Below are 25699 nucleotides of genomic sequence, written 5' to 3'. Positions count from 1 at the left end.
TCAGAGACTCTCCTTGTTCGTGCCGGCGTCGTCGGATTTGGTCGCGTTCACAGCCGGACGGTGGGCGGTGGTGACCTTGCCCAGGTTCGCGAGAATCATCAGCGTGGCGCCGACCACCGCCAGATACACCCCGAGATCGAACAGCAGCGCCGTGGCCAGTTCGAACTTGCCCACCACCGGCAGGCTGAAATAACCAAACGCCGAGGTCAGGAACGGATGGCCGAAAAGCCAACTGCCGAGCCCGGTTAGCGTCGCCACCGCTACCCCCACGACGGCGACCGGTTGGAAGGGGAAGTCGAGACGCTGCTGGGTCCACTCCACACCGCGGGCCATGTAGAGAAGAATCAAGGCCACCGCGGTGATCAGCCCGGCAATGAAGCCGCCGCCGGGCTCGTTGTGCCCACGCAGGAAAATGAACGCCGACACCAACAGCGCCAGCGGCAGAAGCGCCAGGGAGATCGAGGTGAGAATTGCCGGGTAGCGGTCTGGCGACCAGATGCGGCCTTCGCTATCGCTGTGGGGGATGAATAGCCGCAGGCGGTTCAACAGCTTGAAGATGGCAAGCCCGGCCAGCGCCAGTACGGTGATCTCGCCCAGCGTATCGAAGCCGCGGAAGTCGACCAGAATGACGTTGACCACGTTATGGCCGCCGCCGCCGGGCACGCTGTTGTCCATGAAAAACTGCGAAATTGAAAACGACTCGCGAGTCATGACCGCGTAGTTGAGACTCGCCACCACGCCGCCGAGCCCGCCGGCCAGCACGATATCGCGCAAATTACGCTTGGGGCTCGACTCCGGCGGGGTCTTTTGCGGCAGGAAAAACAGCGCCAGCATCAGAAGAATCATCGTAACGACCTCGACCGAGAGCTGGGTCAGGGCCAAATCCGGCGCCGAGAAGCGCGCGAAGGTCAGCGCCACGAAAAGACCCACCACCGACAGCATCAGAAGCGAGATCAGGCGGTAGCGGTGGGTGATCGCGGTGGCCAAACCGCCGAAAATCAGCATCACCGCGCCCAGCACTACGATGCCATCCACCGGCTGATTGCCAAGATCTCCGGTCAGCTCGGTGATTTGCGAAAGGCCGATGGCGCCCATGATGAACGTTGCAAGCAAAAGCCAGCCCATGTAGCGCTGCAGCGACTGACCATCCCAGACGGCAATCAGCTGCTCACAGCGCTGCCCCAGACTCACCAGAGCGCGCTCAAAAACGCGGGCGGCATCGACCGGCGCGAAGGACTCCTTGAATTTGCGCAGGTGCGCGTGCTGCCAGTAAAGCGCGCCACCGATGACAAGGGCGACCACGCTCATTAGTAGCGGCAAATTGAAGCCGTGCCAGATCGAGAGATGGAAATCGAGCGGCTCCTGCAGTACCGCCTGGCTTGCAAGCGATAAAAGGCCGGTCGCCATGAACGCGGGCAAAATACCCACCAGCAGGCACAGGCCCACCAGAATCTCGACCGGCAAACGCATCATCCGCGGCGGCTCATGGGGCGCCTTGGGCGAGGGCTGGCGGCCCTTTTTAACACACACCGCGATGACCAGACGCACGGAGTAACCCACCGACAGGATGCTGGCGATGGTCGCCAGCACCGGCATCAGCCAGCTCAGCCCGCCCAGCAGCGGTGATTCCAGCGTTTCGGTGAGAAACATCTCTTTTGAAAGGAAGCCGTTGAAAAGCGGCACCCCGGCCATGGACGCGGCGGCCAGCGTCAGCAGAAGGGCGGTGATCGGCATGGTTTTTCTAAGCCGGCCGAGCATCTTGAGCTCGCGGGTGCCCGCTTCGTGGTCGATGATGCCGGAAATCATGAACAGCGCCGCCTTGAAGGTGGCGTGGTTGAGAATATGGAAAAGCGCTGCCAGCACCGCCATGGGCGTGCCGATCCCTAAAAGCACCGTAATGAGCCCCAGATGACTGACCGTAGAGAACGCGAGAATGCCCTTGAGATCGGTTTTTAAAAACGCGAACCAGGCGCCGTAAAGCAGCGTGATCATGCCAACGATCGGCACCACGAGCTGCCAAAGCGCGCTATCGGAGAGCGCCGGATGCAGGCGCGCCATCAAAAAAATGCCCGCCTTTACCATGGTCGCCGAATGCAGATACGCCGATACCGGCGTGGGGGCTGCCATGGCGTTAGGCAGCCAGAACTGAAACGGAAACTGCGCGGACTTGGTGAACGCGCCCAATAGCACCAGCGTGAGCATGACCGGATAGCGCGCATCCTCGACGATCAGCGCGCCGCTTGCCAGCACCTGGTCCATATCGAAGCTGCCGACGATATCGCCCAGCAACAAAATCCCCGCCAGTAGCGCAAGGCCGCCGGCGCCGGTCACGGTCAGCGCCATGCGCGCACCCTTGCGCGCATCGTTCTGGTGCGACCAAAAACCGATTAGCAGAAACGACGACAGGCTCGTCAGCTCCCAGAATAGCCATAGTAGAAGCAGGTTGTTGGAAAGCGATATGCCGACCATGGAGGCCATGAACAGCATCAAAAAGCTGTAAAAGCGCCCCACCGGCTCTTCTTCGGAGAGGTAGAAGTGGGCGTAAAGCAGAATCAAAAGCCCGATGCCGAGAATCAAGAGGTTGAATAGCAGCGACAGCCCGTCGAGACGAAACGCCAGCGCAAGGCCCAGCTCCGGCAGCCAGTCGGCGAAAAAACGAAGCGACTCCCCGGCGTTGAGCGAAGGGATCTGCCAGAGCGACAGGCCCAGGGCGATCGCCGGCGCGACCATGGTGGCGAGCGAACACGTCAAGCGGGAGCGCCGTCCCGCCATGAGAGGCACCAACACTCCCAAAAGCGGAAGTAAAGCAATCCAGAGCAATGTCATCGGGGCATCCAGCACAAGGTGTAAAACGTGGCGAGCGCCGTGGGCGCTTTCGAACGAACTCGGGCTTTTAAGCCAATTCAGTGTAAACAAACCGAAAGAGGATACCACTAACGGGAGAGCTTGCGGCTTTAGTCTGAGACGCACACTTAAAATGACCGCCTCCGTTGGTGTCAATTACGTCCATTCAACCGCGGCGGGCAAAATGCTTTAAAGCGTGCCGATGACTCTGAAACTGTAGTCGCTGTCGTCGAGTTCGAGCACCTCGACGGAGTAGCCGCCGCAACCGTGAGCGCGGTCGACGGGGAAAAGGCCGGTGGGGATCGCGACGACGTCGCCCATGCTTATACGGGCGTTGACGAGAACCTCGAGCTCCTTGCGAGGTATTCGTTGCGTGGTATCGATCACGTCGCGGTGTCTGGTCACGGGGCTTTCCTTAGCCAAAGCATGATGTTAGATGAATGAATAAGCATCATTTAAACGATCGAGGCGGATTATAGTAATCGCACGCCTATTCGCCAACGCGTTTTTACGCCATTCGTTTACGCATTTTCTTGCATTCTGTACATGGCTGGTATAACTTTAAGTCGTTCGCGGCAGGATGCCGCTTTGGATACGGATATCGCATTCATGGATGAGTGCACATTGCCATGATGGCAGCCCGTCGCCCCCGCAAGGGGGCTTTTTTTTGCCCGGGCCGAAGCTACGTCAACACCCACCACACGCCGGCATTGGCACGTCTTCCCTCCTTTTTCTCGCAAGCCTATTCTGGCGCCTTTTCGTTGCGTTTTTGCGACACCAAGCGCTATGGATTCCAACGCCGCCTCGTTATCGTCTGCTCTATCGAACCCGCATTTTAGGGTAGAATGCCAGCGCTCGCGCCTAGCGCGTGCTCCTTTTCCCCGGTTTAAAGGCGTATAGGTTTAGATGAGTGCTTCTCTGACTACCTGGCAGGCGCGTTTCGAGCAGCTGCGCAGTAACAAGATTTTCGAGACGTTCGTGATCGCGATCATCGTGGTGTCGGCGCTGGTGATTGGGGCGCGTACCTATGAAGAGGTCAGCCAGTTCGAGCGGTGGCTGGGCTATCTGGATGTAGCGGTCACGATCTTCTTTCTGGTCGAGGTGCTGATTCGCATGGCCGCCGAGCCGCGCCTTCGCGACTTCTTCAAGAAGGGCTGGAACGTCTTCGACTTTTTGATCGTCACAGCGAGCTTGATTCCGATGGACGAGTCGGAAATGGTGCTGCTGGCCAGGCTATTGCGCATTTTCCGCGTGCTGCGACTGGTGTCGATGATTCCCGAGCTGCAGATGCTGCTCTCGGCGCTGGTGAAGTCGATCCCGCGGATGGGCTACGTGGCGCTTTTGATGTTCATCATCTTTTACATCTACGCCGCGATCGGAAGCTTTCTGTTTCACACGGTCGATGAGCAGCTCTGGGGCAATATTGCCCTCGCCATGCTCACGCTTTTCCAGGTGGCCACCTTCGAGAGCTGGGCCACGGCGGTGCTCTACCCGACCATGGAGCAGTTTCCCTACGCCTGGATCTACTTTCTCACGTTCATCTTTTTGAACGCCTTCGTGTTTCTGAACATGATGATCGGCATCGTGCTGGACGTCATGCAAAAGGAGAGCGCGCAGATGGCGCTGGATAACGGCGAAGGCGAAGAGGCGGAGCTCTCGGCGCTCAGAGGCGACGTGAGAAACCTTCAGGTCCAGCTCGACCGGATGGAAGCCGCGCTGACAAAATCAGAGGATGCGCCGACTACGCCGACGCGAGAGTCCTGACCGCTACTTCGAAAACCCTATATAAGGGTAACGGCGAGGGCTAAGTCGACCCTCTATCTGGCGCCCGTTTGCATCGTACAGGCAATACTACGTTGACGCTTCGCGGCGAAAATCTCGCGGGGCGATGCCGAACTCGCGCTTGAAAGCGGTGGCGAAGTTGGTGGCGCTGGCGTAGCCGGCCAGACTCGCCGCGCGTTCGATGCTGATCGACTCGCGCGTCAGCGCCTTTCGCGCAAGCTCCAGATGGTAGCGGCGAAGGTAGGGGCCCAGCGCCTCGCCGTAGGTGCGCTGAAAGCTGCGCTGCAGCGCGCTCAGGCTCACCCCCAAGCGCTTGGCCAGCATTCGTTGCGTGATGCCCCGCGCCTCACCGCGGTCGATCAGCGCCATTAACTTTGCTAGCCGCGGCGAAACCGAAGGGGCCAGGGGCGCCCTTGGTGCCACGGCGAGCGCCTCGCCGGCCAGCAGCATCGCAAAGCCTTCCAGCGCCAGGCGCAGGGGCGGTTGCTGGTCACCGCGCTCGAACAGCGCCTCGGCCAAGCTCAAAAGGCCTGTTGAAGGGCGCCAGTAGTGGAGCTGAACCGTGTGTCGGATGCCGCGCGCGAGCGCCTCGAACCCTTGGCGCTTGAGCCATCCCGGCGAAAGCGACAGCGTAAGCGTGCGCTCCCGGGTACCGGGCTGGCCCGTGCGGGTGAAGGGCGTTTTGTTCGGCAGCAGCGCGAGCAGCGCGCGGTGCGGCTCTGAAGGCCCCAACCGCGCGGTCGTGTTGCCGTAGCCGATCCGGGCGCAGCCTTTCATCACTAAAGCGATTTTGATCCCTTCGGGCAGTTCGGCCTGGCTTTTGAGCCCAAAGCGGTCCTCGATATCCGCAAGCCTTAACTGCATGCCCGGCGCGATGTCGCTGACCCACATGCGCCCGTTCAGCGGCGGGTAGCGCTTGTCCCACTCGGGCGCCTCGAAGCGCTGTTTCTCGACAAGCCTCGCCGACAGCCTTTGCAGTTCCGTGGCGCTGATCGCGCCGTCATCACACGGTTTTTTTAGAGTGTCGGTCGTGATCATGAGCCTGCTTATGGTGTTTACGCTGTTTGCTCTCTTTGCACAGTAACGCGCCGCGTTTGCAAAGGTCGACGAGTGCGGGGAGTGACATAATCCGCTGCCTCGAATTTTATTGCAATGGATTCTCATTCGCAAAGTGGGCGCACGACAAGAGATCACAGGGGATTGAAACAATGTTAAGCAAGGCGCGTACATATCAAGGCGTGATCGCGGTGGGGAGCGCGGCACTGATGGGGTTTGCACCCAACGTGCTGGCTCAGGCCACCGCCGAGGCGTCGCGTCTGGAAACCGTCACGGTCGAGGGCAATCGGCTTTACGAGATGCTGCCTTCTGAAGTCACCGGCGGCTATAGCGTCGATGCGGCGACCGTGGGGACCAAGACGCCGGCGTCACTGCGCGACATTCCGCAGTCGGTCAGCGTCGTCACGCGAGACGCCATCGAGGATCAGAACTTCACTACCCTCGATCAGTTGGGCCGGCGCACGCCGGGGCTTCGCGTGCTCTCCAACGACAACGGCCGCTCCTCGATCTATGCCCGCGGTTTCGAGTACGACGAGTACAACATCGACGGACTGCCCGCGCCGATGACCAGTATCACGGGCTCGGTGCCTTCGCTTGCGGCCTTTGATCGCGTCGAGATCATGCGCGGGCCTTCCGGGCTCTTCAACAGCACCAGCGAAATGGGAGGCATCGTCAATCTGGTGCGCAAGCGCCCGACGTATGATCACCAAGGGCGAATTAGCGTCGGCGCCGGCACCGACCAGCAGCGCTCCGCCCAGGTGGATGTCTCTGGCCCCATCGACGGCGACGACGGCCGCGTACGCGGGCGACTGGTGATTGACCGCACCCACCACGGCGAGTTCGTCGATCGCAACACCAACCGCCAAAACGATATTTACGCGGCGATCGATGTCGATCTCGACGATTCGACGACCCTGGGCCTTGGCTACATTCACAACAGCAAGGACATCCGCGTCAACAACGGCCATCCGGTCGGGCCCAACAACGAGCTGCTCTACGGCTCCCGCTCGGATTTCTACGGCGCCGACTGGAACGATTTCGACAGCTACTCCAACGACTGGATCGCCGAGCTGACCCACCGCTTCGATACCGGCGGTTTCGGGCGAGTCGCGGCGCGCTACTCCAATCGTAACGCCAGCTATAACTACGCCTTCGGCGGCAGCGCTCTGGATGACAACGACCGCCTGACGGTCGCCGGCATCGGCAGCCGCATCGACCAGCAGTCGGTCGCACTCGACGCCAGCTACAGCCAGCCCTTCGCCGCCTTCGATAGCGTTAGCGAGTTCGTGCTCGGCGCCGACTACAAGCGCTTCGATACCGACACCGAGTCCGGGCGCTCGCGCAGCCTGACCGGCAGCCGCGTGACCCGCGACGAACTCAACGAGCTAAGCTATGTCGACGTGTTGGGTGCGGCGCGCGCCACCGGCCGGGGCTACTCGCACACCGATACCCGGCTGGAAGAGAGTGGCCTTTACGGCAAGCTGACCCTACGCCCGGTAGACCCGCTCGCGCTGATCGCCGGCGCCCGGGTGAGCCACTACGATATCGACTTCGAGGATCTGGCCGCCGATACCTACCAGGATCGTGGCGACACCAGGGTGACGCCCTACGCCGGTGTGGTCTTCGATGTGGATGAGAACCACTCGCTCTACGCCAGCTACTCCCAGGTGTTCAAGCCGCAGACCGCCGAAGGCCCGGACGGCAACGTGATCGAGCCGCGCGAAGGCGACCAGTACGAAGTCGGCGTAAAGGGCAGCTATCTGAACGGCGGCCTCAATGCCCGACTCAGCGCCTTTCGCCTTTACGACGACAACCGCGCGGGCACCCCGCCGGACACCGGCGTAAGCTACGCGGTGCCGATCGGCAAGATGCGCATTCAGGGCGCCGAGTTCGAGGTCACCGGCAGCGTCACCGACCAGTGGGACGTGATCGCCGGCTACACCTATCTCAATACCGAGATTCAGCAAAGCGGTGATGATCGCGACGACGCCATCTTCCTGCTGATGCCGCAAAACGTCGTTAATCTCTGGACCCAGTACGACTTCGCCGGCGAGACGCTTAATGGGCTGCGCGTGGGTGCCGGCATGACAGCGATGAGCGGTTTTAATTCGAGCGCCGGCGTCGATGCCCCGGGCTACGCCGTGTTCGACGCGATGATCGGCTACGACTTCAATGACAACGTCAGCGGCCAGCTGAACTTCAACAACGTTTTTGATCGCGAGTACTACAACCGCGTTGGCGGCGTTAACACCTTCAACATGCCGGGCGCACCTGCCAACGTGATGGCGACCTTGAGCTACGATTTCTAAGCCCACCCTCAAGGCGGCTCGTGGTCGCGCGCCGCCTTTCATCTTGAGTTTTTACCGCGTTCGTCTTTAATGGGCTCTTTGCCATGCTGCAGGAGAGCCCATGCGCCCGGCACGAATCATTCTTGCACTGGCCGTGGGATTGGCCGGGTTGCTGACCGCGCTGGCCTCGACGGAAGCCTTCGAGCCGCGTTTGGTACGGCTCGAAGCGCAGCGCGTGTTACCCTCGATCGACGCCTCGCTGGCCGAAGAGAGCGCCGAGATCAACGCGGTGTTTCTACACTACGCCGACACCCCCGTGCTCTGGATGAACGCGCACCTGGCCCTCGAACGTCATGGCCCTGCCGCCCGTGAGGCGCTGCTCGCCTACGCCTATCTACCCGCCTTTCAGAACGTGCTGGCGCGCTTTGGCGCGGACGCCGTACTGCCGATTGCCTACTACCGCGAGCACGACATCGCCACGCTCAGAGCCCGGCACTGGCTCGGCGAGCGCTATCAGGCGGCTAGCCGCTGGTGGAACGATGAAGAGTCGCAACCGGAGAACGCCAGCGAATGGAGCGCCGACCAGCGTGGGCTGATGGGCATCGCACTACTCAGCGAGGAGGGCCACGCGCTGTTGAATCAGTTTGCGGTGGACGCGAGCGGCGACATCCACTGGCTGCAAGGCGAGCGTATCGTTACCGGGGTGGGGGATTTTTTCACCAGCGGCGTACGCGGGCTGGAAGGGCAGTGGCGCCGCGACGAGGCGATCGGCGCGGCGGACATCGGCTGGGCCGGGGTCGATCTCCTCTTGATGGCAAGTACGGTCAAGGTGCTGCGCGCCGGTCGGCTTGCCCGCGGCACGCGGGTGACAAGCGTGGAAGCGCGCAGCGCCCAGGCAGGCGTACGCACGGGGTTACTTTCCGGCGGCGCCCGCTTCGCCACGCTCTCACGCACCGCCAAATTCGCCGCGCTCACCGCGACCGCTTACGTCGTGATCCGCCACCCGTCGCTGGTCAGCGCGCTGGGCGCCAACGTCGCCCGCTGGCTTGGCCTGCCCGCTTGGGTGGGGCAGTTCGCACTCTGGCTGATCGTGCTGCTGCCGGTACTGATCGTGGGGCGTTTTTTCTGGCGCTTCGTGCTGGCGCCGCTTTTATGGAGCGCCACGCGCCTGTTGCGTCATTCGAAACGCCTGATCGAATAGATCGAGACCGCCCATCTGGCCAACTTTCACGATTTTTGATCATCGCTCAGGCAGCTTCTCAAAGCGGCGTCTTGCTCCCTTCCCCCGGGATTTCCCGTACCAGCCGCGGCATCAAAAAACCGGGCAGGTGGTTTCGCAGCTCACTCACGAGCGCGCGAGCCTCATCGTCCGGCACATCAAAATGCGCCGCGCCCTGGACCGGGTCGAGCACGTGCAGGTAGTAGGGCAGCACCCCCGCCTCGAATAGCCGTTCCGAAAGCGCGGCGAGTGTGTCGACAGCGTCGTTGACGCCGCGTAGCAGCACGCTCTGATTTAAAAGCGTCACACCGGCCTTTTTGAGCCGCGCGCAGGCGTCGACCACCGCTTGGTCGATTTCGTTGGCGTGGTTGATGTGCAGTACCATCACTGTTTGCAGGCGCGTGGTCGAGAGCCAGGCGAGCAGGGCGTCGTCGATGCGATCAGGGATCACCACCGGCAGGCGGCTGTGGATACGCAGGCGCTTGATATGGGGGATCGCCTCGAGCTCGCCGGTCAGCCAGGCAAGCTGGCGGTCGCTTGCCGCGAGCGGGTCGCCGCCGGAGAGGATCGCTTCATGGATGCTTGGGGCTTGGCGCAAATAGTCGAGCGCCTCCTGCCACTGGGCGCGCGACGGCGCGTTGTCGGCGTAAGGGAAGTGGCGGCGAAAGCAGTAGCGGCAGTTGATCGCGCAGGCGGGGCTTGCGATCAGGAGCACTCGGCCCTGATATTTGTGGATCAACCCCCGGGCGGGGCGGTGCTCGGCTTCCTCGAGCGGGTCCTGAACGAAGCCCTCAAGCGTTCGCGCCTCGTCACCCAGCGGCAGCACCTGGCGCAGCAGCGGATCATCCGGGGCGTTGTAGTTGATGCGCGACAGATACGCCTCGGGCACACGCACCTCGAAAAGCTCGTGGCCCTGGCGGGCGCCGGATAGCCACCGATCGTCCAGCCCCAGGCGTTCGAGTAAAACGCTTGGGTCCCGAATCGCGCGGGAGAGCTGGCGCTGCCAAGAGGGTGTGGCGTTCTCCTGGGCGTCGTCGGCGCGGGCGGCCGGGATCCTCATGTTCTCCTGCAAAAAAGTCCTCCTTCGGGTTATCATGCGCGCACTTGTTCAAGGCATCGTTCAAAGAGTGCCTCATCGCAGCTTTGAAGTGCGTTATTCAGCAACCGATTAGTGAGAGAGATCATGGCGAACTATTCTACCAACGAATTCAAGGGCGGTTTGAAAGTAATGCTCGACGGCGACCCGTGTTCGATCGTCGACAATGAACTGGTCAAGCCGGGCAAGGGCCAGGCCTTCAACCGCGTGAAGCTGCGCAACCTGATGACCGGCCGCGTCTGGGAGCGGACCTTCAAGTCAGGCGAGTCCCTTGAAGGCGCCGACGTCATGGAGCTCGAGATGGAGTATCTCTACACCGATGGCGACATGTGGCACTTCATGAAAACCGACGGCTCCTTCGAGCAGTACGCGGTCGAGAAGAAAGCACTGGGCGATACCGGCAAGTGGCTAAAAGAGCAGGTGGCTTATACCGTTACCTTGTGGAACGACAAGGCGATTGCCGTATCGGCCCCGAACTTCATCGAGCTTGAAGTGGTCGAGACCGACCCGGGCCTGAAAGGCGACACCGCTCAGGGCGGCTCCAAGCCGGCCACGCTCTCTTCGGGTGCCGTGGTACGCGTGCCGCTGTTCATCAACCAGGGCGAAGTGCTGAAGATCGATACCCGTTCCGGCGAGTACGTCTCGCGCGCGTGATCTTGACCGGCTCGTCGTCCCTTCGCCGAGCCCCACCTTAAAGCCACGCCGATGCGTGGCTTTTATTTTTTGAGGATACGGCAATGGCCATCGAGTGGCGCCCCAGCGCGGAGATCGAAACGCTCAAGGCGCGCGCGCGCCTGCTGGCCCGAGTGCGCGAGTTCTTTGCCAAGCGAGACGTGCTGGAGGTGGAAACCCCAACGCTTGGCCAGGGCGGTAGTACCGACGTGCACTTGGCTTCGCTTTCTGCCCTCACGCGTACCGACAAGGGCCTGCGCCGACTCTGGCTTCAAACCTCGCCGGAATTTCACATGAAGCGCTTGCTGGCCGCCGGTAGCGGGCCGATTTTCCAGCTGGCCAGAAGCTTTCGCGATGGCGAGGTAGGTGGGCGCCACAATATCGAGTTCACTATGCTCGAGTGGTACCGGCCGGCAATGACGCTTCCTGCGCTGATCGACGAAACTGCCGCACTCGTGAACGCGCTGATGCCGGGCGCGCCTCAAGTGGTGAAGCGCTACCGCTACCGCTCGCTGTTCGAAACGCACTTGGCGATCGACCCCTTCACCGCGCCGCTCGAGGCGCTCCGGCACCTGGCCGAGCAGCGCGGCCAGATGGCGCCGCAAAGTCTGGCCGATGAGCCGCGGGAAACCTGTCTGGATCTGTTGATGAGCGTGGTGATCGAGCCCACGCTCGGTCGCGGTGAAATCAGCGCCGTGGTGGATTATCCGGCAAGCCAAGCGGCGCTGGCCCGGCGTCACCAGGACGAGGAGGGCGAGTGGGTTGCCTCGCGCTTCGAGCTTTATGTGGCAGGAATGGAGCTTGCCAACGGCTATGACGAGCTGACGAACCCCTTCGAGCAGCGCGCGCGCTTTGTTGAGGACAACGCCGAGCGCGCGCGCCAGGGGCTCGAGCCGGTAGACATCGACGAGCGGCTTCTGGCTGCGCTCGAACACGGCATGCCCGATGGATCCGGCGTGGCGCTGGGGATCGACCGGCTGATTCAGCTTGCGCTTGGCAAGGCGCGCCTGGAAGAAGTACTGGCCTTCTCTACCCCACGCTGTTAATCCTTTTTAGGCGCGAATGCGCTTGAGCAGAAATACCAGCGGAACCGTGGCGATATAAACGAGCCCCAGCCAGGTAAAGATATCGTTGAAGGCGAGCACCTGGGCCTGCTGCGCGACGCGCTGAGCAATCAAACCCACCGCCGCTTGGTGGGCGTCGGCGACGGCGCCTGAGAGCAGCGCTTCGTATCGGGCGATCTCGGCCACCACCACTTCGCGGCTGGTATCGATGGCCGGAATCAGCTGGTTCCAGTGAAAGTCCTCGCGAATGTCGCGCACCGTGTCCAGAAGTGCCAGCCCCACGGCGCCGCCGAGGTTGCGCATCACGTTAAAGAGCCCGCTGGCGTTGCCGACTTCATGGGCCGGCAGCGTGCCGAGCGCGATACGCGAGGCGGGGATGATGCACATGATCAGGCCCATGCCGCGTACGATCTGCGGCAAGCAGAATTGCCAGAAGCCGGACTCCACGGTGAGATTCGAATTCATCATCGTACCGACGCCGACCAGCAAAAAGCCGAAGAACAGCAAAAGGCGCAAATCCAGATGGTTGGTCGCCTTGCCGACCAGCGGCGCGCAGAAGAACATCGTCATTCCGGTGACGAACATCACCTGGCCGATCTGCAAGCTCGAATAGCCCCGCACGTAGCCAAAGAACAGCGGCATGATATAGACGAGCCCGTAAAGCGCGATGCCGATGATGAAGCCCATGCCGGCCCCGATCGCGAAGTTGCGGTTGGCGAAAGCGCGCAGATCGACGATCGGGTGGGGGCTTCTCAGCGTTCGAGTGAAAAACCAGACCCCCGTTACTAGACACATCAGGCTGAACATGACGATCTCGTGGCTGGCGAACCAGTCATCCCCCGGGCCTTCTTCGAGCACGAACTCCAGCGAGCCGAGAAACAGCGCGATTAGCGTAAGGCCCAACACGTCGAGTCGGCGCGCGAGCGCGTGGTTGGGCTTGTCGATATCCAGAAAGTTCCAGGCCGCCCAGCACACCAGAATGCCGGGAATCACGTTCGCTAGAAACAGCCAATGCCAGCTATGGGTTTCGGTAATGTAGCCGCCCACCGTCGGCCCGATCGACGGCGCCATGGTGACCACCATGCCAATCACCGCCTGCACGCTGCCCATCACCCGCCGCGGGAAGATCGAGAAGCTGATCGCCTGGGTGATCGGAATCATCGCCCCGCCCATGAAGCCCTGGATGGCGCGCAGCACGATCAGTTGCTCGATGGAGCCCGCCAGCGCGCAGCCCAAACTCGCCAGGGTGAACCCGGCGCAGGAGAGGGTAAAGGCGACCCGCGTGGAGAGAATGCGCATCAGCATGCCGGAGAGCGGAATCATCACGATCTCGGCGATCAGATACGAGGTCTGTACCCAGGAGATCTGATCCTGGCTTGCGGAGAGCCCGGACTGGATCTCGTTGAGCGAGCTGGCGACGATCTGAATATCCAGAATGGCCATGAACATGCCGAACACCGCGGCGATGAAGCCGATGCGCTGCGGCCAGGGCGGTATGTCGCTGACGCCTTGGCTACCTGGTGGGGCGGTCGTGCTCATGGGGTCGCTTGGGTGTGGGGAGCGGCGCTTGCTTGCCGGTCGTCGTGCTCGGGATCAAGGTCGCGCGTGTCGATCTCGGGCACGGCGGAAAGGCCGGCGCGCAAAAGGCCTAGCGACTCTCGAGGGCCGGTCACGCGAATGCGCACCGGCACCCGCTGCACGATCTTGTTGAAGTTGCCGGTGGCGTTGTCCTGGGGCAGCAGACTGAACTCGGTGCCGGTGGCCGGCGACAGGCTCTCGACCACGCCATCAAAGGCGATGTCCGGGTAGGCGTCCAGATGAACGGTGGCGGGCTGCCCCAAACGAATGCGTTCGAGCTGAGTCTCCTTGTAGTTGGCGCTGACATAAGCGGACTCGATAGGTACGAGCTGCATCAGCGTCAGCGACGGCTGTGCAAGCATGCCGGCCTTCACCCGCAGGTTGCCGATGACGCCGTCGCGCGGGGCAGTGAGGCGCGTCTTGTCGAGCTGGTGCTGGGCGTAGGCCAGATCCGCAGCGGCGGCCTCTTGGCTTGCCTCGGCGCGGGTGACGTCGCTTTCGGCCACCGCCAGCTGGCGCTCGGCAGAAACCACGCTGGCGCGGCGGCTGGCCAGATTGGCCTCGGCCACGCGTAGCGCGCTCTGGTCGTCCTCACGCTGCTGGCGTGAGCCATAGTTGTTGGCAGCCAGCGACGACGAACGCTCAAGATGCGCGCGAGCGCGATCGACGTCAGCCTGGGCGGCGTCCACCTGGGTGCGCGCCTGATCGATGGCGGCCTGCTGCAGTGCAACTTGGCGCTGGGTTTGGGCAAACGACGCCGCGGCCACGGCTTGCTGTGCTCGGGCCTGGTTCAACTGGTCGCGGTAGCCGGCATCGTCGAGCTGCACGAGTAGATCGCCTTGTTGAACGGCCTGGTTCTCGATCACCGCCACATCGACTACCCGCGCCGAGAGCTCTGCGCTTAGCGCCACGCTGTCGGTGCGCACGTAGGCGTTGTCGGTGTCGATCATAAACCGCCCCACCTGCCACCAGCCGACGAGCCACCAGCCAAGCGCGGCCAGCCCGATCAGACCGATCACCAACAGAAGCCACTTGCGCCCACGCTTTTTAGGCTTGGCCTGCGCTGTAGGCGCATCGGGGGTAAGGTTGGCGGTATCGCCTTGAATGTCGCCCTGAGCCATGGCTACTCCTGCGCTGGAACGTTTCGGGCATATGCCGAAAGGGTAAAGCTCGATAGTGTAATGAATGCTACACTACATATCCAGCGCCGAAGATCTAGCGTGAATTTTATTGGTGGCGTAGGGACGTGTTGGCGCACCAATCGAAGGTAGAAAAAAGGGTAAATTGATGGGAGTGGGAAGGGCAGTGGAAGAACAGGAAAAGTGTGACATGCGGACGCCCCGGGGTGTGGCAAGGCGCGAGCGGCTGCTGGACGCCGCGCGGGACGTGTTTTTGGAGCAGGGCTACGCTGGGGCCAGCGTTAACGATGTGGTTGCTCGCGCCGGTGGGTCGCTGGCCACGCTCTACAAGCAGTTCGGCAGCAAGGAGGGGCTTTTTACCGCGGCGATGGAGCGCCATATCGAAACCGCCTGGGCGGTGATCGAGGAGGGGCGGCGGGACCGCCAAGCGCCAGAGCAGGTGCTTTTCGAGCTCGGCCGGCGCATGCTGATGCTGGTCTTCGACCCCGCCGTCATTCGGCTGGTGCGCGGGCTTGCCTTCGAGGCTGAGCGTGCCCCGGCGCTTGGCGAGCTGTTTCTGGTGCGCGGCCCGGACCGTACCCGCGAGGCGCTGGCAGATTATCTAAGCGACCAGGTCGACCAGGGAAGGCTGGCGTTTGAAGCGCCTCGAGAGGCCGCGGGTATTTTCATGGGCATGCTGATGGGCGAGTGGCACATCAATGCGCTGCTCGGCCGGGACCTGGACATCGACGAGGCGCGCTGTAGCGCCCGGGCCAGGCGCTGTGCGGCGATCTTTCTGGAAGGCGTCAGGCGCTAACCGGCGCGCCGGCGGGCGTATCGCCCAGGCGCTGGCCCATCTGCACCGGCGCCTCTGGCGCCAGGTCGTCAAAGTCGACCGGGTCCTCGAAGCACATCACCACCGTCGAGCCCAGCTTGAAACGCCCCATCTCTTCGCCGCGCGTAAGCGTAATCGGCTGCTCGAAGCGGGTGCGCTGAGGCGTGCCCGCCAGCGGCGTGATCTGACCCGCCCACACGGTTTCGATGGCGGCCACCACCATGGCGCCGACCAGCACCATGGCGAACGCGCCCTGGGGGCTGTCGAAAATACACACCAGCCGCTCGTTACGCGCGAACAGGTTCGGCACGTAGCGCGCCGTGGCCTGGTTGACCGAGAAGATGCGTCCGGGCACGTAGATCATCTCGCGAAGCGTGCCTGCCATGGGCATGTGCACGCGGTGGTAGTCGCTTGGCGACAGATACACCGTGGCGAAGCTGCCGTTGTCGAACTCGCTGGCAAGCGCGGCGTCGCCGCCCAATAAAGCCTGCGCCGAGTAGCGATGACCCTTGGCCTGGATCAACCGCCCCTGCTCGAGACGCCCGTGGCGTGAAAGCGCGCCGTCGGCGGGGCTCAAAAGACCTTCCCCGAGCGGGCGTGCATCATCCTTGAGCGCGCGAGTAAAGAACGCGTTGAAGTGTGGGTAGGCCGTCGGGTCGGGTTCGAGCGCCTGGCTCATGTCGACGTTGAAGCGCTTGATGAACGCCTTGATCAGCGCGTTCTTAAGCCAAGGCGTCTCGCTGCGGGCGAAGGCGCCGGTCAGCCGCGAGATCGCGTGGTGCGGCAAGGGGTATTGAATCAGCGAAAAAGCTTTTTGAGATAGCGTCACGTGGCGTTCTTTTCGTCAGAGGCTCTTGAGTCCCGGCGCGAGGCGGGGCGCTACTTTTCGATTGGCGTGTCGTCGCGGTTGCCCCATTCGCCCCAGGAACCGGCGTAGCCGCGAATGTTGAACCCGAGCGACTTGCCGACCAGCCAGGTAAAGCTGCTGCGGTGGTGGCTCTGGCAGTGGGTGGCGATCTCCATGTCCGGGGTCAGGCCCATCGCTTCGAGCTCGGTGATTAGCTCCGCGTAGTCGCGAATGCGAAGCGCGCGGTGTCGGTCCATGGCGTCGACCCAGTCCATGTTCACAGCCCCTGGAATATGGCCCAGGTGCTTGTTGTTGCCTTTCTCGCCGTCGTACTCGCCTTTGGAGCGCGCATCCCATACCGCGAAATTGCGATTCTCGAGCTTGCCCTTGATCTCCTCGCAGGTGATCAGCACCTGGGGGTTGAGAATCTCTGCGTGGTATTCGGAAGGCGCGGGGCGGGTCTGCTCGCTGCTTTCATCCAGGCCTTCGTCGCGCCAGGCGTGGATGCCGCCGTTCAGGTACGAGTAGCGGGTGTGGCCGATCAGCTCCAGCGTCCAGAGAAGTCTCGCGGCCCAGCCGCCGCCTTCATCGTCGTAGGCCACCACGTGAGTATCGCGAGTCAGGCCCAGGGCGCTGAAAAGCTGCGAGAGAAAGCCCACGTCCGGCACGTCGTTGGGCACCGGGCCCTCACCGCGCAGCAGGTAGCGAAAGTCGAGATACACCGCGCCGGGCACGTGGCCGGCACGGTAGCTGTCCGGGTTGGCCGGCACGTCGATGATCAAAAGCTCGGGGGCGTCCAGTTTGGCCGCAAGCTCCCCGGGCTCGACGATCAAGGGCAACACGTTGGCTTCGCTGGATGGGTGTTCAGCACTCATGAACCGCTCCTGTCATTGGGCGCCTGGCGCGCTTAGGCTGTCGAGTATGCGCCGGTAGCTTGAAAAACGTTCAGGGTGAATCTTGCCTGCCTCGACGGCGCCAAGTAAAGCGCAGCCGGGCTCCTGACGGTGGCGGCAGTCGCGAAAGCGGCAGTGGCCGATGAAGGGGTGAAACTCGATGAAACCCTCGGTCACTTCCTGTTCGGTCAGGTGAACGAGCCCGAACTCGCGAATGCCGGGGGAGTCGATCAACTCGCCGTTCTCCACCTCGTCGATGTTCATGGTGTAGAGCCTGGCGGTGGTGGTGGTGTGCGTGCCCTTGCGCGAATCCTCGGAGAGCGCGCCGATACGCAGCGACTCCTTGGGCAGCAGTAAATCGATCAATGACGATTTGCCCACGCCGCTTTGGCCGACGAACACCGAGGTGCGGCCATTGAGCTGCTCGCGAAGCGCGGTCAGGCCCGCGTCATTGGCCGTGGTGGTGCGTACCACCGGATAGCCAAGGCCCGCGTAGCGCTCCAGCAGCGCGCCGAGCTCGCCGCCGTCGTCGGGTAACAGGTCGGTCTTGTTGAGCACCAGCACCGGGGCGATCCCGGTGGCCTCGGCGGCGACCAGGTAGCGGTCGATCAGATTGGGGTGCGGGGCGGGCTCGACGGCGAAGACGATCAAAATCTGGTCGATATTGGCCGCCACCGGTTTCAGGAGCCCGCGAGCGTCCGGGCGCTTGAGCACGCTGTCAGGCTCTTCGCGGGCGACCACCACGCCGGAGCCCTCCTGGCCCGCGCGCCAGATCACCCGGTCGCCGGTGACCAGGCCCTCGAGGTTCGCGCGCAGGTGGCAGCGCACCGGGGCGCCATTGCTGTCGCGAACCTCGAGCGTGCGGCCGAAGTGCGCCATTACGCGCCCGGGCTGCTCAGCGCCGTATTCGCCGGCGGCGAGCTTTTCGCTGTCGTCGGTTTCGCGCTTTTGCGCGCGGTTGGCACGCTCGGCCTGGATCTTCTCGACCCGCCAGCGCTGCTGGCGGCTTAATTTACGTTTGCTCATGACCACCCGATGATCGGTACAATGGCGCTAGTGTACCTGTTAACGTGGCGCGGGTAACGACCCCGCCGCCCTGATGCCCACTTTGGAGAACACCATGCCTGACACGACTGCCCCGCGCCGCGACCTGCTCGTCTGGATCGACCTGGAAATGACCGGGCTGGACCCAAACAAGGAGCGCATCATCGAAGTGGCCACACTCGTCACCGACGCCGACCTGAACGTGGTCGCCGAAGGCCCAGTGATCGCGGTGAATCAGAGTGAGCGCCTGCTTGCCGCCATGGACGACTGGAACCAGAAGACCCACGGCGAGTCCGGTCTCGTCGCCCGTGTGAAAGAGAGCCAGGTGGATACCGCCCAGGCCGAGCGCGAAACGCTGGCGTTTTTAAGCCGCTATGTCGAGCCTGGCACCTCGCCGATGTGCGGTAACAGCATCCACCAGGACCGGCGCTTTCTGGAGCGCGAGATGCCCTCGCTCTGGGCATTTTTCCACTACCGCAATCTGGACGTGTCCACCGTGAAGGAGCTGGCCAAGCGGTGGAATCCGAAGGCGCTCGAAGGGTTCGGCAAGAAAAACGTGCACCTGGCGATGGACGACATCAAGGAGTCGATCGCCGAGCTTGCCCACTACCGCAAGACGTTTTTGAAAGCCGGCGGCGACCAGTGATCCTTGAATACTAAGCAATGCGCGCGCCGCGCTTTTGGCGCTGCTCATCGAGTGCCCAGGCGACGTGCTCGCGCACAAGCGCGCTTGGGTAGGCGCGCCGGGCCTTGAGCGCGGCTTCCACCTGCGCGCTCCAGGGCGCGTTACCCAGTCCCACCGCCAGGTTTCTCAGCCAGCGCTCGAAGCCGATGCGGCGAATGGCGCTGCCGGCGGTCTTGTCGAGAAACTCCTCTTCGCTCCAAGCGAACAGCGAGATCAGCGAGGCGCGGTCCAGGTCGTGGCGCGGGGCGAAATCCTCCTCCGCGCTCGCCTTCGTAAAGCGGGTAAAGGGGCAGACCAGCTGGCAGTCGTCGCAGCCGTAGACCCGGTTGCCCATCGCGCGGCGATACTCTATCGGAATCGCGCCGTGAAGCTCGATGGTCAGATAAGAGATGCACTTGTTGGAGTCGATGATCTTGTCATCGACGATGGCGCCGGTGGGGCAGGCCGTTTGACAGGCGTTGCAGCGACCGCAGTGCTCGGTATCGAAAGGCGCATCGACGGGTAGCGGCAGATCCGTATAGAGCTCGCCGAGAAAGAACAGCGAGCCGGCTTTCGGGTTCAACAGCATGGCGTTCTTGCCGAACCAGCCAAGCCCCGCCTTCTGCGCCAGCGCGCGCTCCATCACCGGCGCCGAGTCGACAAACGCCCGGTAGCCAAACGCGCCCACCTCCTGCTCGATCTTTTTGGCAAGCGTCGCCAGGCGCTTTCGGATCAGCTTGTGATAATCCCGCCCCAGGGCGTAGCGCGAGACGTAGGCGAGCTGGCGTTGGCCGAGCACTCTGGTGGTTTCGACCTCCGGCGGCAGGTAGTCCATGCGCGCGCTGATGACCCGCCGGGTGCCGGGTTCGAGCTCGGCGGGGCGGGTGCGCTTGGTGCCGTGTTTGGCCATGTAGGTCATTTCGCCCTGGTAGCCGTTATCGAGCCAAGCTTTCAGGTGCGCTTCGTGCTCGCCAAGGTCGGTGTCGGTGATACCGATCTGCTGAAAGCCGAGCTCACGCCCCCAGGTCTTGATCAGCGACGCCAGGCGCTCGAGCTCATCTTTAGATAGTGAAGCGGTAGATGTCGCCATGGTGGATCAACGCAGATAAGTGAAGCCGGTGAGTAAAACGCCAGCGTGCGGGCGCGCTATGCTACCCCATAAGACGTTTTGACGACACGGCGCCGCATTTCGATCCATACTGTGGGCCAGGCACCGTCCACCGACCCTTTACCGATAGCACAAGGAGCTTTCGTGTCGATTTCAGGCCAAACGCTCAACCCCGCGCTTACCGTCGAGGCCCTGCGCCCGCTTTACAAGGCCGCCCAGGTGCGAGAGCTCGACCGGCGCACCATCGCCGGCGGTATCGAAAGCTTTGCGCTGATGCAGCGCGCCGCTTCCAGTGCCTGGCACAGTTTCCGCTCGCGTTGGCCTCAGGCAAAAAGCGTCACCGTGGTGTGCGGCAGCGGTAACAACGGCGGCGACGGCCACGTGCTGGCGGCACTCGCCATGCAGGCCGGGCTCAAGGTGCAGCGGGTGTCGACCCGGGCGCTCGAGTCGCTTGAAAACGACGTTTACCGCGCCGCCGAGCTTGCCAGCGCCGCCGGCGTGGACTGCGAGCGCTATCGCAAGGGCATGACGCTTGTGGGCGAGGTGATCGTCGATGCGCTGTTCGGCACCGGGCTTTCGCGCCCGGTCGAAGGCGAGGCGCGCGCGGTGATCGATGACATCAACCGCGCCGAACAGCCGGTGCTGTCGCTGGACGTGCCCTCGGGCATCGCCGCGGACACCGGCGCGGTGCAGGGTACTGCGGTGCACGCCCACTGCACGGTAACGTTCATCGGCGATAAGGTCGGCCTGCACACCGGCGACGCGCCGGGTTACACCGGCGAAATCGACTTTCGTCCGCTCGGGGTCAAGGCTCAGGCGTTTTTCGATATCGTCCCCGCCGCTTGGCGCCTGGACGAGAGCTGGCTGGCGCCGGCCTTTACGCCCCGGCCTCGGGCCGGACACAAGGGGGCTTTCGGCCACGTTTTGGTAATGGGCGGCGCGCCTGGCTTTGGCGGCGCCGCGCTTTTGGCCTCCCAGGCGGCCGCGCGCCTGGGCGCCGGCAAGGTGAGCCTGGCCACCGCCGCCGAGCACGTTAGCGCAAGCCTGACGCGCTGCCCGGAGGTCATGGCCCGGAGCGTGACCGGCGGCGCCGACGCCTTCGAGTTTGCGGGCAGCGCGGATGTCATCGTGGTCGGCCCCGGCATGGGCGAGGGCGCCTGGGGGCAGGCGGTGCTGCAGGCCGCGCTCAAGACGGATGCGCCGCTGGTCGTCGATGCCGACGCGCTCAACGTGCTGGCCGCGCGCTGGCCGGGGCTTTCCCGCGACAACTGGGTGCTCACACCGCACCCGGGCGAGGCGGCAAGGCTTTTGGGCTGCTCCACCGCCGAGGTGCAGGCCAACCGGCCAGAGGCCGCCCGCGCGCTGCAGCGAAGCCGGGGCGGGGTCGTGGTGCTCAAGGGCGCGGGGAGTCTGATCGCGGGGCCAGGGGGCCTGGTCGTTTGCCCGTTCGGCAACCCCGGTATGGCCTGTGGCGGCATGGGCGATGTGCTCAGCGGCATGCTCGGCACGCTCGTCGCCCAGTTCGACGATCTCGAGCTTGCGACGCGCCTTGGCGTCATGGTGCACGCCCTGGCCGGCGACGCGGCGGCAAAAGAGCACGGCGAGCGTGGCTTGCTGGCAAGCGATCTGGCATCCTATGCACGCATTTTGATCAACCCGTGAAGGCCTTCCATGCAGGTGCAGTTGAATGACGAAAACGCCCACGTCGCCTTTGGCGAGGCGCTTGGGCGCGCGCTCGAAGGTTGCGGGCGGGTGTATCTCGAAGGCGAGCTGGGCGCGGGGAAAACCACACTCACCCGCGGCATCCTGCGCGCCTACGGCCATCAGGGTGCGGTGAAAAGCCCGACCTACACGCTGGTCGAACCCTACGAGTTCGACGACCGGCGCGTGTACCATCTCGATTTGTACCGTCTTGGCGACCCCGAAGAGCTCGAGTTCATCGGCGGGCGCGACATTTTAAGTGACGATGCGCTCTGTTTGATCGAGTGGCCCAGCCGCGGCGCCGGCTGGCTGCCAGACGCCGATGTGCGTATCGAATTAAGCGTGGCCGTTCAGGGACGCACGGCCACGCTAACGGCAAAGAGCCCCTGGGGCGAGCAGGTGCTCGCCAACCTGAAGGCTTTTACGTGATAAACCGCAACAGTGGTGTGAGTCAATGGAAATGAGTGGCCCATTCAAACGTCTGCTCAAGGCGGCCGCGCTCGGCGTATTGGCGCTGTCGGCGTCAATTCAGGCCGCGACGGTCGAAAGCATGCGCCTTTGGGCGGCGCCGGATCACGCGCGGCTGGTGTTCGATCTGTCCGGCGCCGCCACCGCCGACGTTTTTCCGCTGGATAACCCGTCACGGCTGGTCATCGATATCGACGACACCCAGCTCGACACCGACGCCTCGACGCTGCCACTGAATGACAGCGCCATCGACGCGGTGCGCACGGGAAGGCTGGATGGCGGCGGCCTGCGGGTCGTGCTCGAGCTCAACCGCGCGATCACCCCGCGCCACTTCATGCTGGCGCCAAACGACCAGTACGGCCACCGGCTGGTGGTGGATCTGGAGTACCCCGGCGAAAGCGCGGTCGAAAACCCGATCGACCCGATCGAGGCGATGATCCGCGAGCAGGAGATCCAGGCCCAGCGCGCCACCGCCCAAGCTGAGGCCATCGCGCCGCCGGATGCGCCAGTGGCCGAGCGTGCCCCGGTCGCGGTCCAGCCCGCCCAGCCCCATCCGCGTCGCGACATCATCATCGCCGTCGATGCCGGTCACGGCGGCGAAGACCCGGGGGCGATCGGCCCCAGCGGCACCCGGGAAAAGGACGTCGTGCTCGATATCGCCAGGCGGCTGGCTGCAGACATCAACGCAACCCAAGGCTTCAAGGCGGTGCTGACCCGCGACAGCGACTACTACATCGGCCTGCGCCAGCGCACCCAGCTCGCCCGCGAGCAGAAGGCGGATTTCTTCGTCTCGATTCACGCCGACGCCTTTTCGAGCCCGCGCCCTCAGGGAAGCTCGGTATTCGCGCTTTCTCAGCGTGGAGCCACCTCGGAAACCGCGCAGTGGCTCGCCGACAGCGAAAACCGCTCGGATCTGATCGGCGGGGTGGACGGGTCGCTGTCGCTGCGTGACAAGGATCAGGTGCTGCGTGGGGTGCTGCTGGATCTGACCATGACCGCGACGCTCAACGACTCGCTCGCCATCGGCGGCGAGGTGCTCGACCGGCTCGGGCGGATCAACCGGCTGCATAAGTCGCGCGTCGAGCAGGCGGGCTTTATGGTACTGAAGTCGCCGGACATCCCGTCGCTTCTGATCGAGACCGGCTTCATCTCCAACCCGGACGAGGAGCGAAAGCTGCGCGACCCGACCTACCAGCACACGCTTTCCCAGGCGATTTTCGGCGGCCTGCGCGCTCACTTCGAGCGTAACCCGCCGCCGGCGAGCCTGCTTGCCTGGCAGCGCGACAACCAGCGCGCGCCGACCGGGAACGAATACCGCATTCAATCCGGCGATACGCTCTCGACGATCGCCCTTCGCCACGGCGTGCCGGTGAGTCAGCTTAGACAGGTCAATGACCTGAATGGCGACGTCATCCGCGTAGGGCAGGTGCTGCGCATTCCCGGCTCCTGAGACAGCGACGTGAAAACGTCAGTCGAGAGCATGGCTTGAGAACGTGAGGTGATGAGTGTCTGAACAAGGTCGAACCCCGCGGATCCACGTGCTCGACCCGCGGCTTGCCAACCAGATCGCCGCGGGCGAGGTGGTCGAACGGCCGTCGTCGGTGACCAAGGAGCTGATGGAAAACGCCATCGATGCGGGCAGCCGGCGTATCGAAATCGAGATCGAGCAGGGCGGTACGCGCCTGGTGCGCGTGCGTGACGACGGCATCGGCATCGGTGAGGATGATCTGCCGCTGGCACTAGCGCGTCACGCCACCAGCAAGATCGAAAGCCTCGAGGATCTGGAAGGCGTGAGTTCGCTCGGCTTTCGCGGCGAGGCGCTGGCCTCAATCAGCTCGGTGTCGCGCCTGGAGCTCGTTTCCAACGCCAGCGACGACCCGACCCGCGGCTTTCGCGTGGTGGCCGAAGGGCGCGGCATGGAAGCACGGGTCGCCCCGGCGCCGCACCCCAAAGGCACCAGCGTGGCGGTGCGCGATTTGTTCTTCAACACGCCCGCCCGGCGCAAGTTTCTGCGCACCGAAAAAACCGAGTTCGCCCACGTCGAGGAGGCGTTTCGCCGCCAGGCGCTGTCCCGCTACGACGTTACCTGGGTGCTGCGGCACAATCAAAAAACCGTGCATCAGCTGCCCGCCGGCGACTCCGCCGCCGCCCGGGAGCGGCGTATCGCCTCGCTTCTGGGCAAGAACTTCATCGAGCACGCCCGCTATATCGAGCGCGAGGCGGGCGGGCTCAAGATGAGCGGCTGGGTGGGGCTGCCTACGCATTCGCGCGCCCAGGCGGATCAGCAGTACTTTTTCGTCAATGGGCGCGTGGTACGCGACCGGCTGGTGGCCCACGCGGTGCGTCAGGCCTACCGCGACGTGCTCTACAACGGCCGCCACCCGGTGTTCGTGCTCTATCTCGAGCTCGACCCGGACGTGGTCGACGTCAACGTCCACCCGACCAAGTACGAAGTGCGCTTTCGCGACTCGCGCATGGTGCACGACTTCCTCTACTCGAGCCTGCACCACTGTTTGGCGGCCTCCAGGCCTGCTGACGATGCGTCGCCGGCGGTCGAAGCGCCCACTGCCGGCGCTGATGCCGCGCCGGATGAGCCGACGCCGCGCTGGCAGCAGCAGGGCATGGCGCTGGGCGAAGGGCCGGCGCGCCACCCCGGCGCCGAGCGCGTGCGCCGCTTCATGCAGGGGTATCAGGCGCTACACCCGGACCACGAAGAGAGCCTGCTAACGCCGCAGCCGCCCGCCGAGCAGAGCCCACAGCCTTACCAGGTGCGCGAAGCGCCGGTGGCGATGCCGGAAAGTGACCCGACCAGCGCGCCGCCGCTCGGTTTTGCGCTGGGCCAGCTTCACGGCATCTACATTCTGGCCCAAAACGCTCACGGGCTGGTGCTGGTGGACATGCACGCCGCCCATGAGCGAATCGTCTACGAGCGCATGAAAAACCAGATGGCACGCCAGGGCGTGGATACCCAGCCGCTGCTGGTGCCGGTGTCGCTTGCCGCAAGTGGCCAGGAGGTGGCCACCGTGGAGAGCGAGCACGAGGCAATTGCCTCGCTGGGTCTTGAGCTCGATGTCGCCGGCCCGGAGACGCTTTTGGTGCGCAGCCTGCCGGCACTTTTGAGCGGCGCCGACCCGGAAGGGCTGATTCGCGAGGTGCTCGAAGAGCTTGCAAGCTTTGGCCAGAGTCACCAGGTCGAGGCGCGGCTTCACGCGCTTCTATCCACTATGGCCTGCCACGGCAGCGTGCGCGCCAATCGCCGGCTGACACTCGATGAAATGAACGCGCTGCTGCGCGACATGGAGCGCACCGAGCGCAGCGATCAGTGCAACCATGGCCGGCCCACCTGGACGCAAATGAGCATGAAGGCGCTGGACAAACTCTTTTTGCGCGGCCAATAGCCTTTACTCAGCCAGCTGCCCTCG

General features: G+C 63.6%; 21 protein-coding genes. 11 read left to right on the top strand and 10 right to left on the bottom strand.

Annotation, left to right across the window (positions count from 1 at the left end; genetic code table 11):
* Both ACGLWX_RS02500 and ACGLWX_RS02495 read right to left on the bottom strand, forming a co-directional pair.
* Positions 1 to 2826, bottom strand: a complete 2826-nt coding sequence (locus ACGLWX_RS02500) for a monovalent cation/H+ antiporter subunit A (RefSeq protein ID WP_396237038.1) — start codon at positions 2824 to 2826, stop codon at positions 1 to 3.
* Positions 2827 to 3033: 207 nt separating this feature from the next.
* Complete coding sequence (locus ACGLWX_RS02495; protein ID WP_252107457.1) at positions 3034 to 3249, bottom strand: hypothetical protein; 216 nt, start codon at positions 3247 to 3249, stop codon at positions 3034 to 3036.
* 501 nt (positions 3250 to 3750) lie between these two features.
* Here ACGLWX_RS02495 and ACGLWX_RS02490 point away from each other — a divergent pair.
* On the top strand, positions 3751 to 4608 hold the full coding sequence (locus tag ACGLWX_RS02490) for an ion transporter (protein ID WP_396237036.1): 858 nt from the start codon (positions 3751 to 3753) through the stop codon (positions 4606 to 4608).
* A gap of 87 nt (positions 4609 to 4695) precedes the next feature.
* Here ACGLWX_RS02490 and ACGLWX_RS02485 read toward each other — a convergent pair whose 3' ends face one another.
* A complete protein-coding gene (locus ACGLWX_RS02485; RefSeq protein ID WP_396237034.1) occupies positions 4696 to 5664 on the bottom strand; it encodes a helix-turn-helix transcriptional regulator in 969 nt (322 codons plus the stop codon).
* Between the two features lie 170 nt (positions 5665 to 5834).
* Here ACGLWX_RS02485 and ACGLWX_RS02480 point away from each other — a divergent pair, with 170 nt between their 5' ends.
* Complete coding sequence (locus ACGLWX_RS02480) at positions 5835 to 7991, top strand: TonB-dependent siderophore receptor (protein WP_396237032.1); 2157 nt, start codon at positions 5835 to 5837, stop codon at positions 7989 to 7991.
* A 100-nt stretch (positions 7992 to 8091) separates the two neighbouring features.
* Positions 8092 to 9171, top strand: a complete 1080-nt coding sequence (locus ACGLWX_RS02475) for a hypothetical protein (protein ID WP_396237030.1) — start codon at positions 8092 to 8094, stop codon at positions 9169 to 9171.
* Between the two features lie 58 nt (positions 9172 to 9229).
* On the opposite strand, the gene epmB is transcribed toward ACGLWX_RS02475, so the two are convergent.
* Complete coding sequence (gene epmB / locus ACGLWX_RS02470; protein WP_396237028.1) at positions 9230 to 10249, bottom strand: EF-P beta-lysylation protein EpmB; 1020 nt, start codon at positions 10247 to 10249, stop codon at positions 9230 to 9232.
* Between the two features lie 123 nt (positions 10250 to 10372).
* Between epmB and efp the strand changes: the two genes are divergently transcribed.
* Together efp and epmA are read left to right on the top strand one after the other, a co-directional pair.
* The gene (gene efp / locus ACGLWX_RS02465; protein ID WP_252107466.1) at positions 10373 to 10939 is read left to right on the top strand and encodes an elongation factor P; all 567 of its coding nucleotides are present in this window, start codon (positions 10373 to 10375) and stop codon (positions 10937 to 10939) included.
* Between the two features lie 83 nt (positions 10940 to 11022).
* Positions 11023 to 12003 (top strand): EF-P lysine aminoacylase EpmA, encoded by a 981-nt coding sequence (epmA, locus tag ACGLWX_RS02460; RefSeq protein WP_396237026.1) that lies wholly within the window; start codon positions 11023 to 11025, stop codon positions 12001 to 12003.
* A gap of 6 nt (positions 12004 to 12009) precedes the next feature.
* Here the strand turns inward: epmA and ACGLWX_RS02455 are convergent, their stop codons facing one another.
* A complete protein-coding gene (locus ACGLWX_RS02455; protein WP_396237025.1) occupies positions 12010 to 13560 on the bottom strand; it encodes a DHA2 family efflux MFS transporter permease subunit in 1551 nt (516 codons plus the stop codon).
* The gene (locus ACGLWX_RS02450; protein ID WP_396237023.1) at positions 13557 to 14720 is read right to left on the bottom strand and encodes an efflux RND transporter periplasmic adaptor subunit; all 1164 of its coding nucleotides are present in this window, start codon (positions 14718 to 14720) and stop codon (positions 13557 to 13559) included. Before ACGLWX_RS02450 ends, ACGLWX_RS02455 begins: the two co-directional genes overlap by 4 nt.
* Before the next feature lie 208 nt (positions 14721 to 14928).
* Between ACGLWX_RS02450 and ACGLWX_RS02445 the strand changes: the two genes are divergently transcribed.
* Positions 14929 to 15534, top strand: a complete 606-nt coding sequence (locus tag ACGLWX_RS02445; protein WP_396237021.1) for a TetR/AcrR family transcriptional regulator — start codon at positions 14929 to 14931, stop codon at positions 15532 to 15534.
* On the opposite strand, the gene asd is transcribed toward ACGLWX_RS02445, so the two are convergent.
* The 3 genes from asd to rsgA are packed head-to-tail and all read right to left on the bottom strand — an operon-like array spanning position 15524 to position 18318.
* Positions 15524 to 16381, bottom strand: a complete 858-nt coding sequence (gene asd / locus ACGLWX_RS02440; RefSeq protein ID WP_396237019.1) for an archaetidylserine decarboxylase — start codon at positions 16379 to 16381, stop codon at positions 15524 to 15526. The genes ACGLWX_RS02445 and asd overlap by 11 nt on opposite strands.
* Positions 16382 to 16431: 50 nt before the next feature.
* Positions 16432 to 17274, bottom strand: a complete 843-nt coding sequence (locus tag ACGLWX_RS02435) for a sulfurtransferase (protein WP_396237017.1) — start codon at positions 17272 to 17274, stop codon at positions 16432 to 16434.
* Between the two features lie 12 nt (positions 17275 to 17286).
* A complete protein-coding gene (gene rsgA, locus ACGLWX_RS02430) occupies positions 17287 to 18318 on the bottom strand; it encodes a small ribosomal subunit biogenesis GTPase RsgA (protein WP_396237015.1) in 1032 nt (343 codons plus the stop codon).
* A 94-nt stretch (positions 18319 to 18412) separates the two neighbouring features.
* Between rsgA and orn the strand changes: the two genes are divergently transcribed.
* Entirely contained in the window at positions 18413 to 18982 is a 570-nt protein-coding gene (gene orn, locus ACGLWX_RS02425) for an oligoribonuclease (protein WP_396237013.1), read from the top strand.
* 10 nt (positions 18983 to 18992) lie between these two features.
* On the opposite strand, the gene queG is transcribed toward orn, so the two are convergent.
* Positions 18993 to 20090, bottom strand: a complete 1098-nt coding sequence (queG, locus tag ACGLWX_RS02420) for a tRNA epoxyqueuosine(34) reductase QueG (RefSeq protein WP_396237011.1) — start codon at positions 20088 to 20090, stop codon at positions 18993 to 18995.
* A gap of 162 nt (positions 20091 to 20252) precedes the next feature.
* Here queG and ACGLWX_RS02415 point away from each other — a divergent pair, with 162 nt between their 5' ends.
* Genes ACGLWX_RS02415 through mutL form a run of 4 tightly spaced genes read left to right on the top strand, consistent with a single transcriptional unit; the run spans position 20253 to position 25675 of the window.
* Entirely contained in the window at positions 20253 to 21770 is a 1518-nt protein-coding gene (locus ACGLWX_RS02415) for an NAD(P)H-hydrate dehydratase (RefSeq protein WP_396237009.1), read from the top strand.
* A 9-nt stretch (positions 21771 to 21779) separates the two neighbouring features.
* Positions 21780 to 22238 carry a tRNA (adenosine(37)-N6)-threonylcarbamoyltransferase complex ATPase subunit type 1 TsaE gene (tsaE, locus tag ACGLWX_RS02410; protein WP_396237007.1) on the top strand — a complete coding sequence of 153 codons (459 nt, stop codon included), beginning with the start codon at positions 21780 to 21782 and terminating at the stop codon, positions 22236 to 22238.
* A 31-nt stretch (positions 22239 to 22269) separates the two neighbouring features.
* Positions 22270 to 23727, top strand: coding sequence for an N-acetylmuramoyl-L-alanine amidase (locus tag ACGLWX_RS02405; protein ID WP_396237005.1), 1458 nt, complete (start codon positions 22270 to 22272; stop codon positions 23725 to 23727).
* 55 nt (positions 23728 to 23782) lie between these two features.
* A complete protein-coding gene (mutL, locus tag ACGLWX_RS02400; RefSeq protein ID WP_396237003.1) occupies positions 23783 to 25675 on the top strand; it encodes a DNA mismatch repair endonuclease MutL in 1893 nt (630 codons plus the stop codon).
* The last annotated feature ends 24 nt before the right edge of the window (positions 25676 to 25699 follow it).

Source organism: Halomonas sp. HMF6819 (genome assembly GCF_044335525.1).
Taxonomy (GTDB): Bacteria; Pseudomonadota; Gammaproteobacteria; order Pseudomonadales; family Halomonadaceae; genus Vreelandella.
Note: the sequence above shows the minus strand (reverse complement) of the source record. Positions and strands in the feature narration are given on the sequence as shown.

Bases quoted from the DNA above. Each gene is read 5' to 3' on its own strand.
- ACGLWX_RS02500 (WP_396237038.1), bottom strand. From the start codon at position 2,826: ATGACATTGCTCTGGATTGCTTTACTTCCGCTTTTGGGAGTGTTGGTG.
- ACGLWX_RS02490 (WP_396237036.1), top strand. From the start codon at position 3,751: ATGAGTGCTTCTCTGACTACCTGGCAGGCGCGTTTCGAGCAGCTGCGC.
- ACGLWX_RS02485 (WP_396237034.1), bottom strand. From the start codon at position 5,664: ATGATCACGACCGACACTCTAAAAAAACCGTGTGATGACGGCGCGATC.
- ACGLWX_RS02480 (WP_396237032.1), top strand. From the start codon at position 5,835: ATGTTAAGCAAGGCGCGTACATATCAAGGCGTGATCGCGGTGGGGAGC.
- ACGLWX_RS02475 (WP_396237030.1), top strand. From the start codon at position 8,092: ATGCGCCCGGCACGAATCATTCTTGCACTGGCCGTGGGATTGGCCGGG.
- epmB (WP_396237028.1), bottom strand. From the start codon at position 10,249: ATGAGGATCCCGGCCGCCCGCGCCGACGACGCCCAGGAGAACGCCACA.
- efp (WP_252107466.1), top strand. From the start codon at position 10,373: ATGGCGAACTATTCTACCAACGAATTCAAGGGCGGTTTGAAAGTAATG.
- epmA (WP_396237026.1), top strand. From the start codon at position 11,023: ATGGCCATCGAGTGGCGCCCCAGCGCGGAGATCGAAACGCTCAAGGCG.
- ACGLWX_RS02455 (WP_396237025.1), bottom strand. From the start codon at position 13,560: ATGAGCACGACCGCCCCACCAGGTAGCCAAGGCGTCAGCGACATACCG.
- ACGLWX_RS02450 (WP_396237023.1), bottom strand. From the start codon at position 14,720: ATGGCTCAGGGCGACATTCAAGGCGATACCGCCAACCTTACCCCCGAT.
- ACGLWX_RS02445 (WP_396237021.1), top strand. From the start codon at position 14,929: ATGCGGACGCCCCGGGGTGTGGCAAGGCGCGAGCGGCTGCTGGACGCC.
- ACGLWX_RS02435 (WP_396237017.1), bottom strand. From the start codon at position 17,274: ATGAGTGCTGAACACCCATCCAGCGAAGCCAACGTGTTGCCCTTGATC.
- rsgA (WP_396237015.1), bottom strand. From the start codon at position 18,318: ATGAGCAAACGTAAATTAAGCCGCCAGCAGCGCTGGCGGGTCGAGAAG.
- orn (WP_396237013.1), top strand. From the start codon at position 18,413: ATGCCTGACACGACTGCCCCGCGCCGCGACCTGCTCGTCTGGATCGAC.
- queG (WP_396237011.1), bottom strand. From the start codon at position 20,090: ATGGCGACATCTACCGCTTCACTATCTAAAGATGAGCTCGAGCGCCTG.
- tsaE (WP_396237007.1), top strand. From the start codon at position 21,780: ATGCAGGTGCAGTTGAATGACGAAAACGCCCACGTCGCCTTTGGCGAG.
- ACGLWX_RS02405 (WP_396237005.1), top strand. From the start codon at position 22,270: ATGAGTGGCCCATTCAAACGTCTGCTCAAGGCGGCCGCGCTCGGCGTA.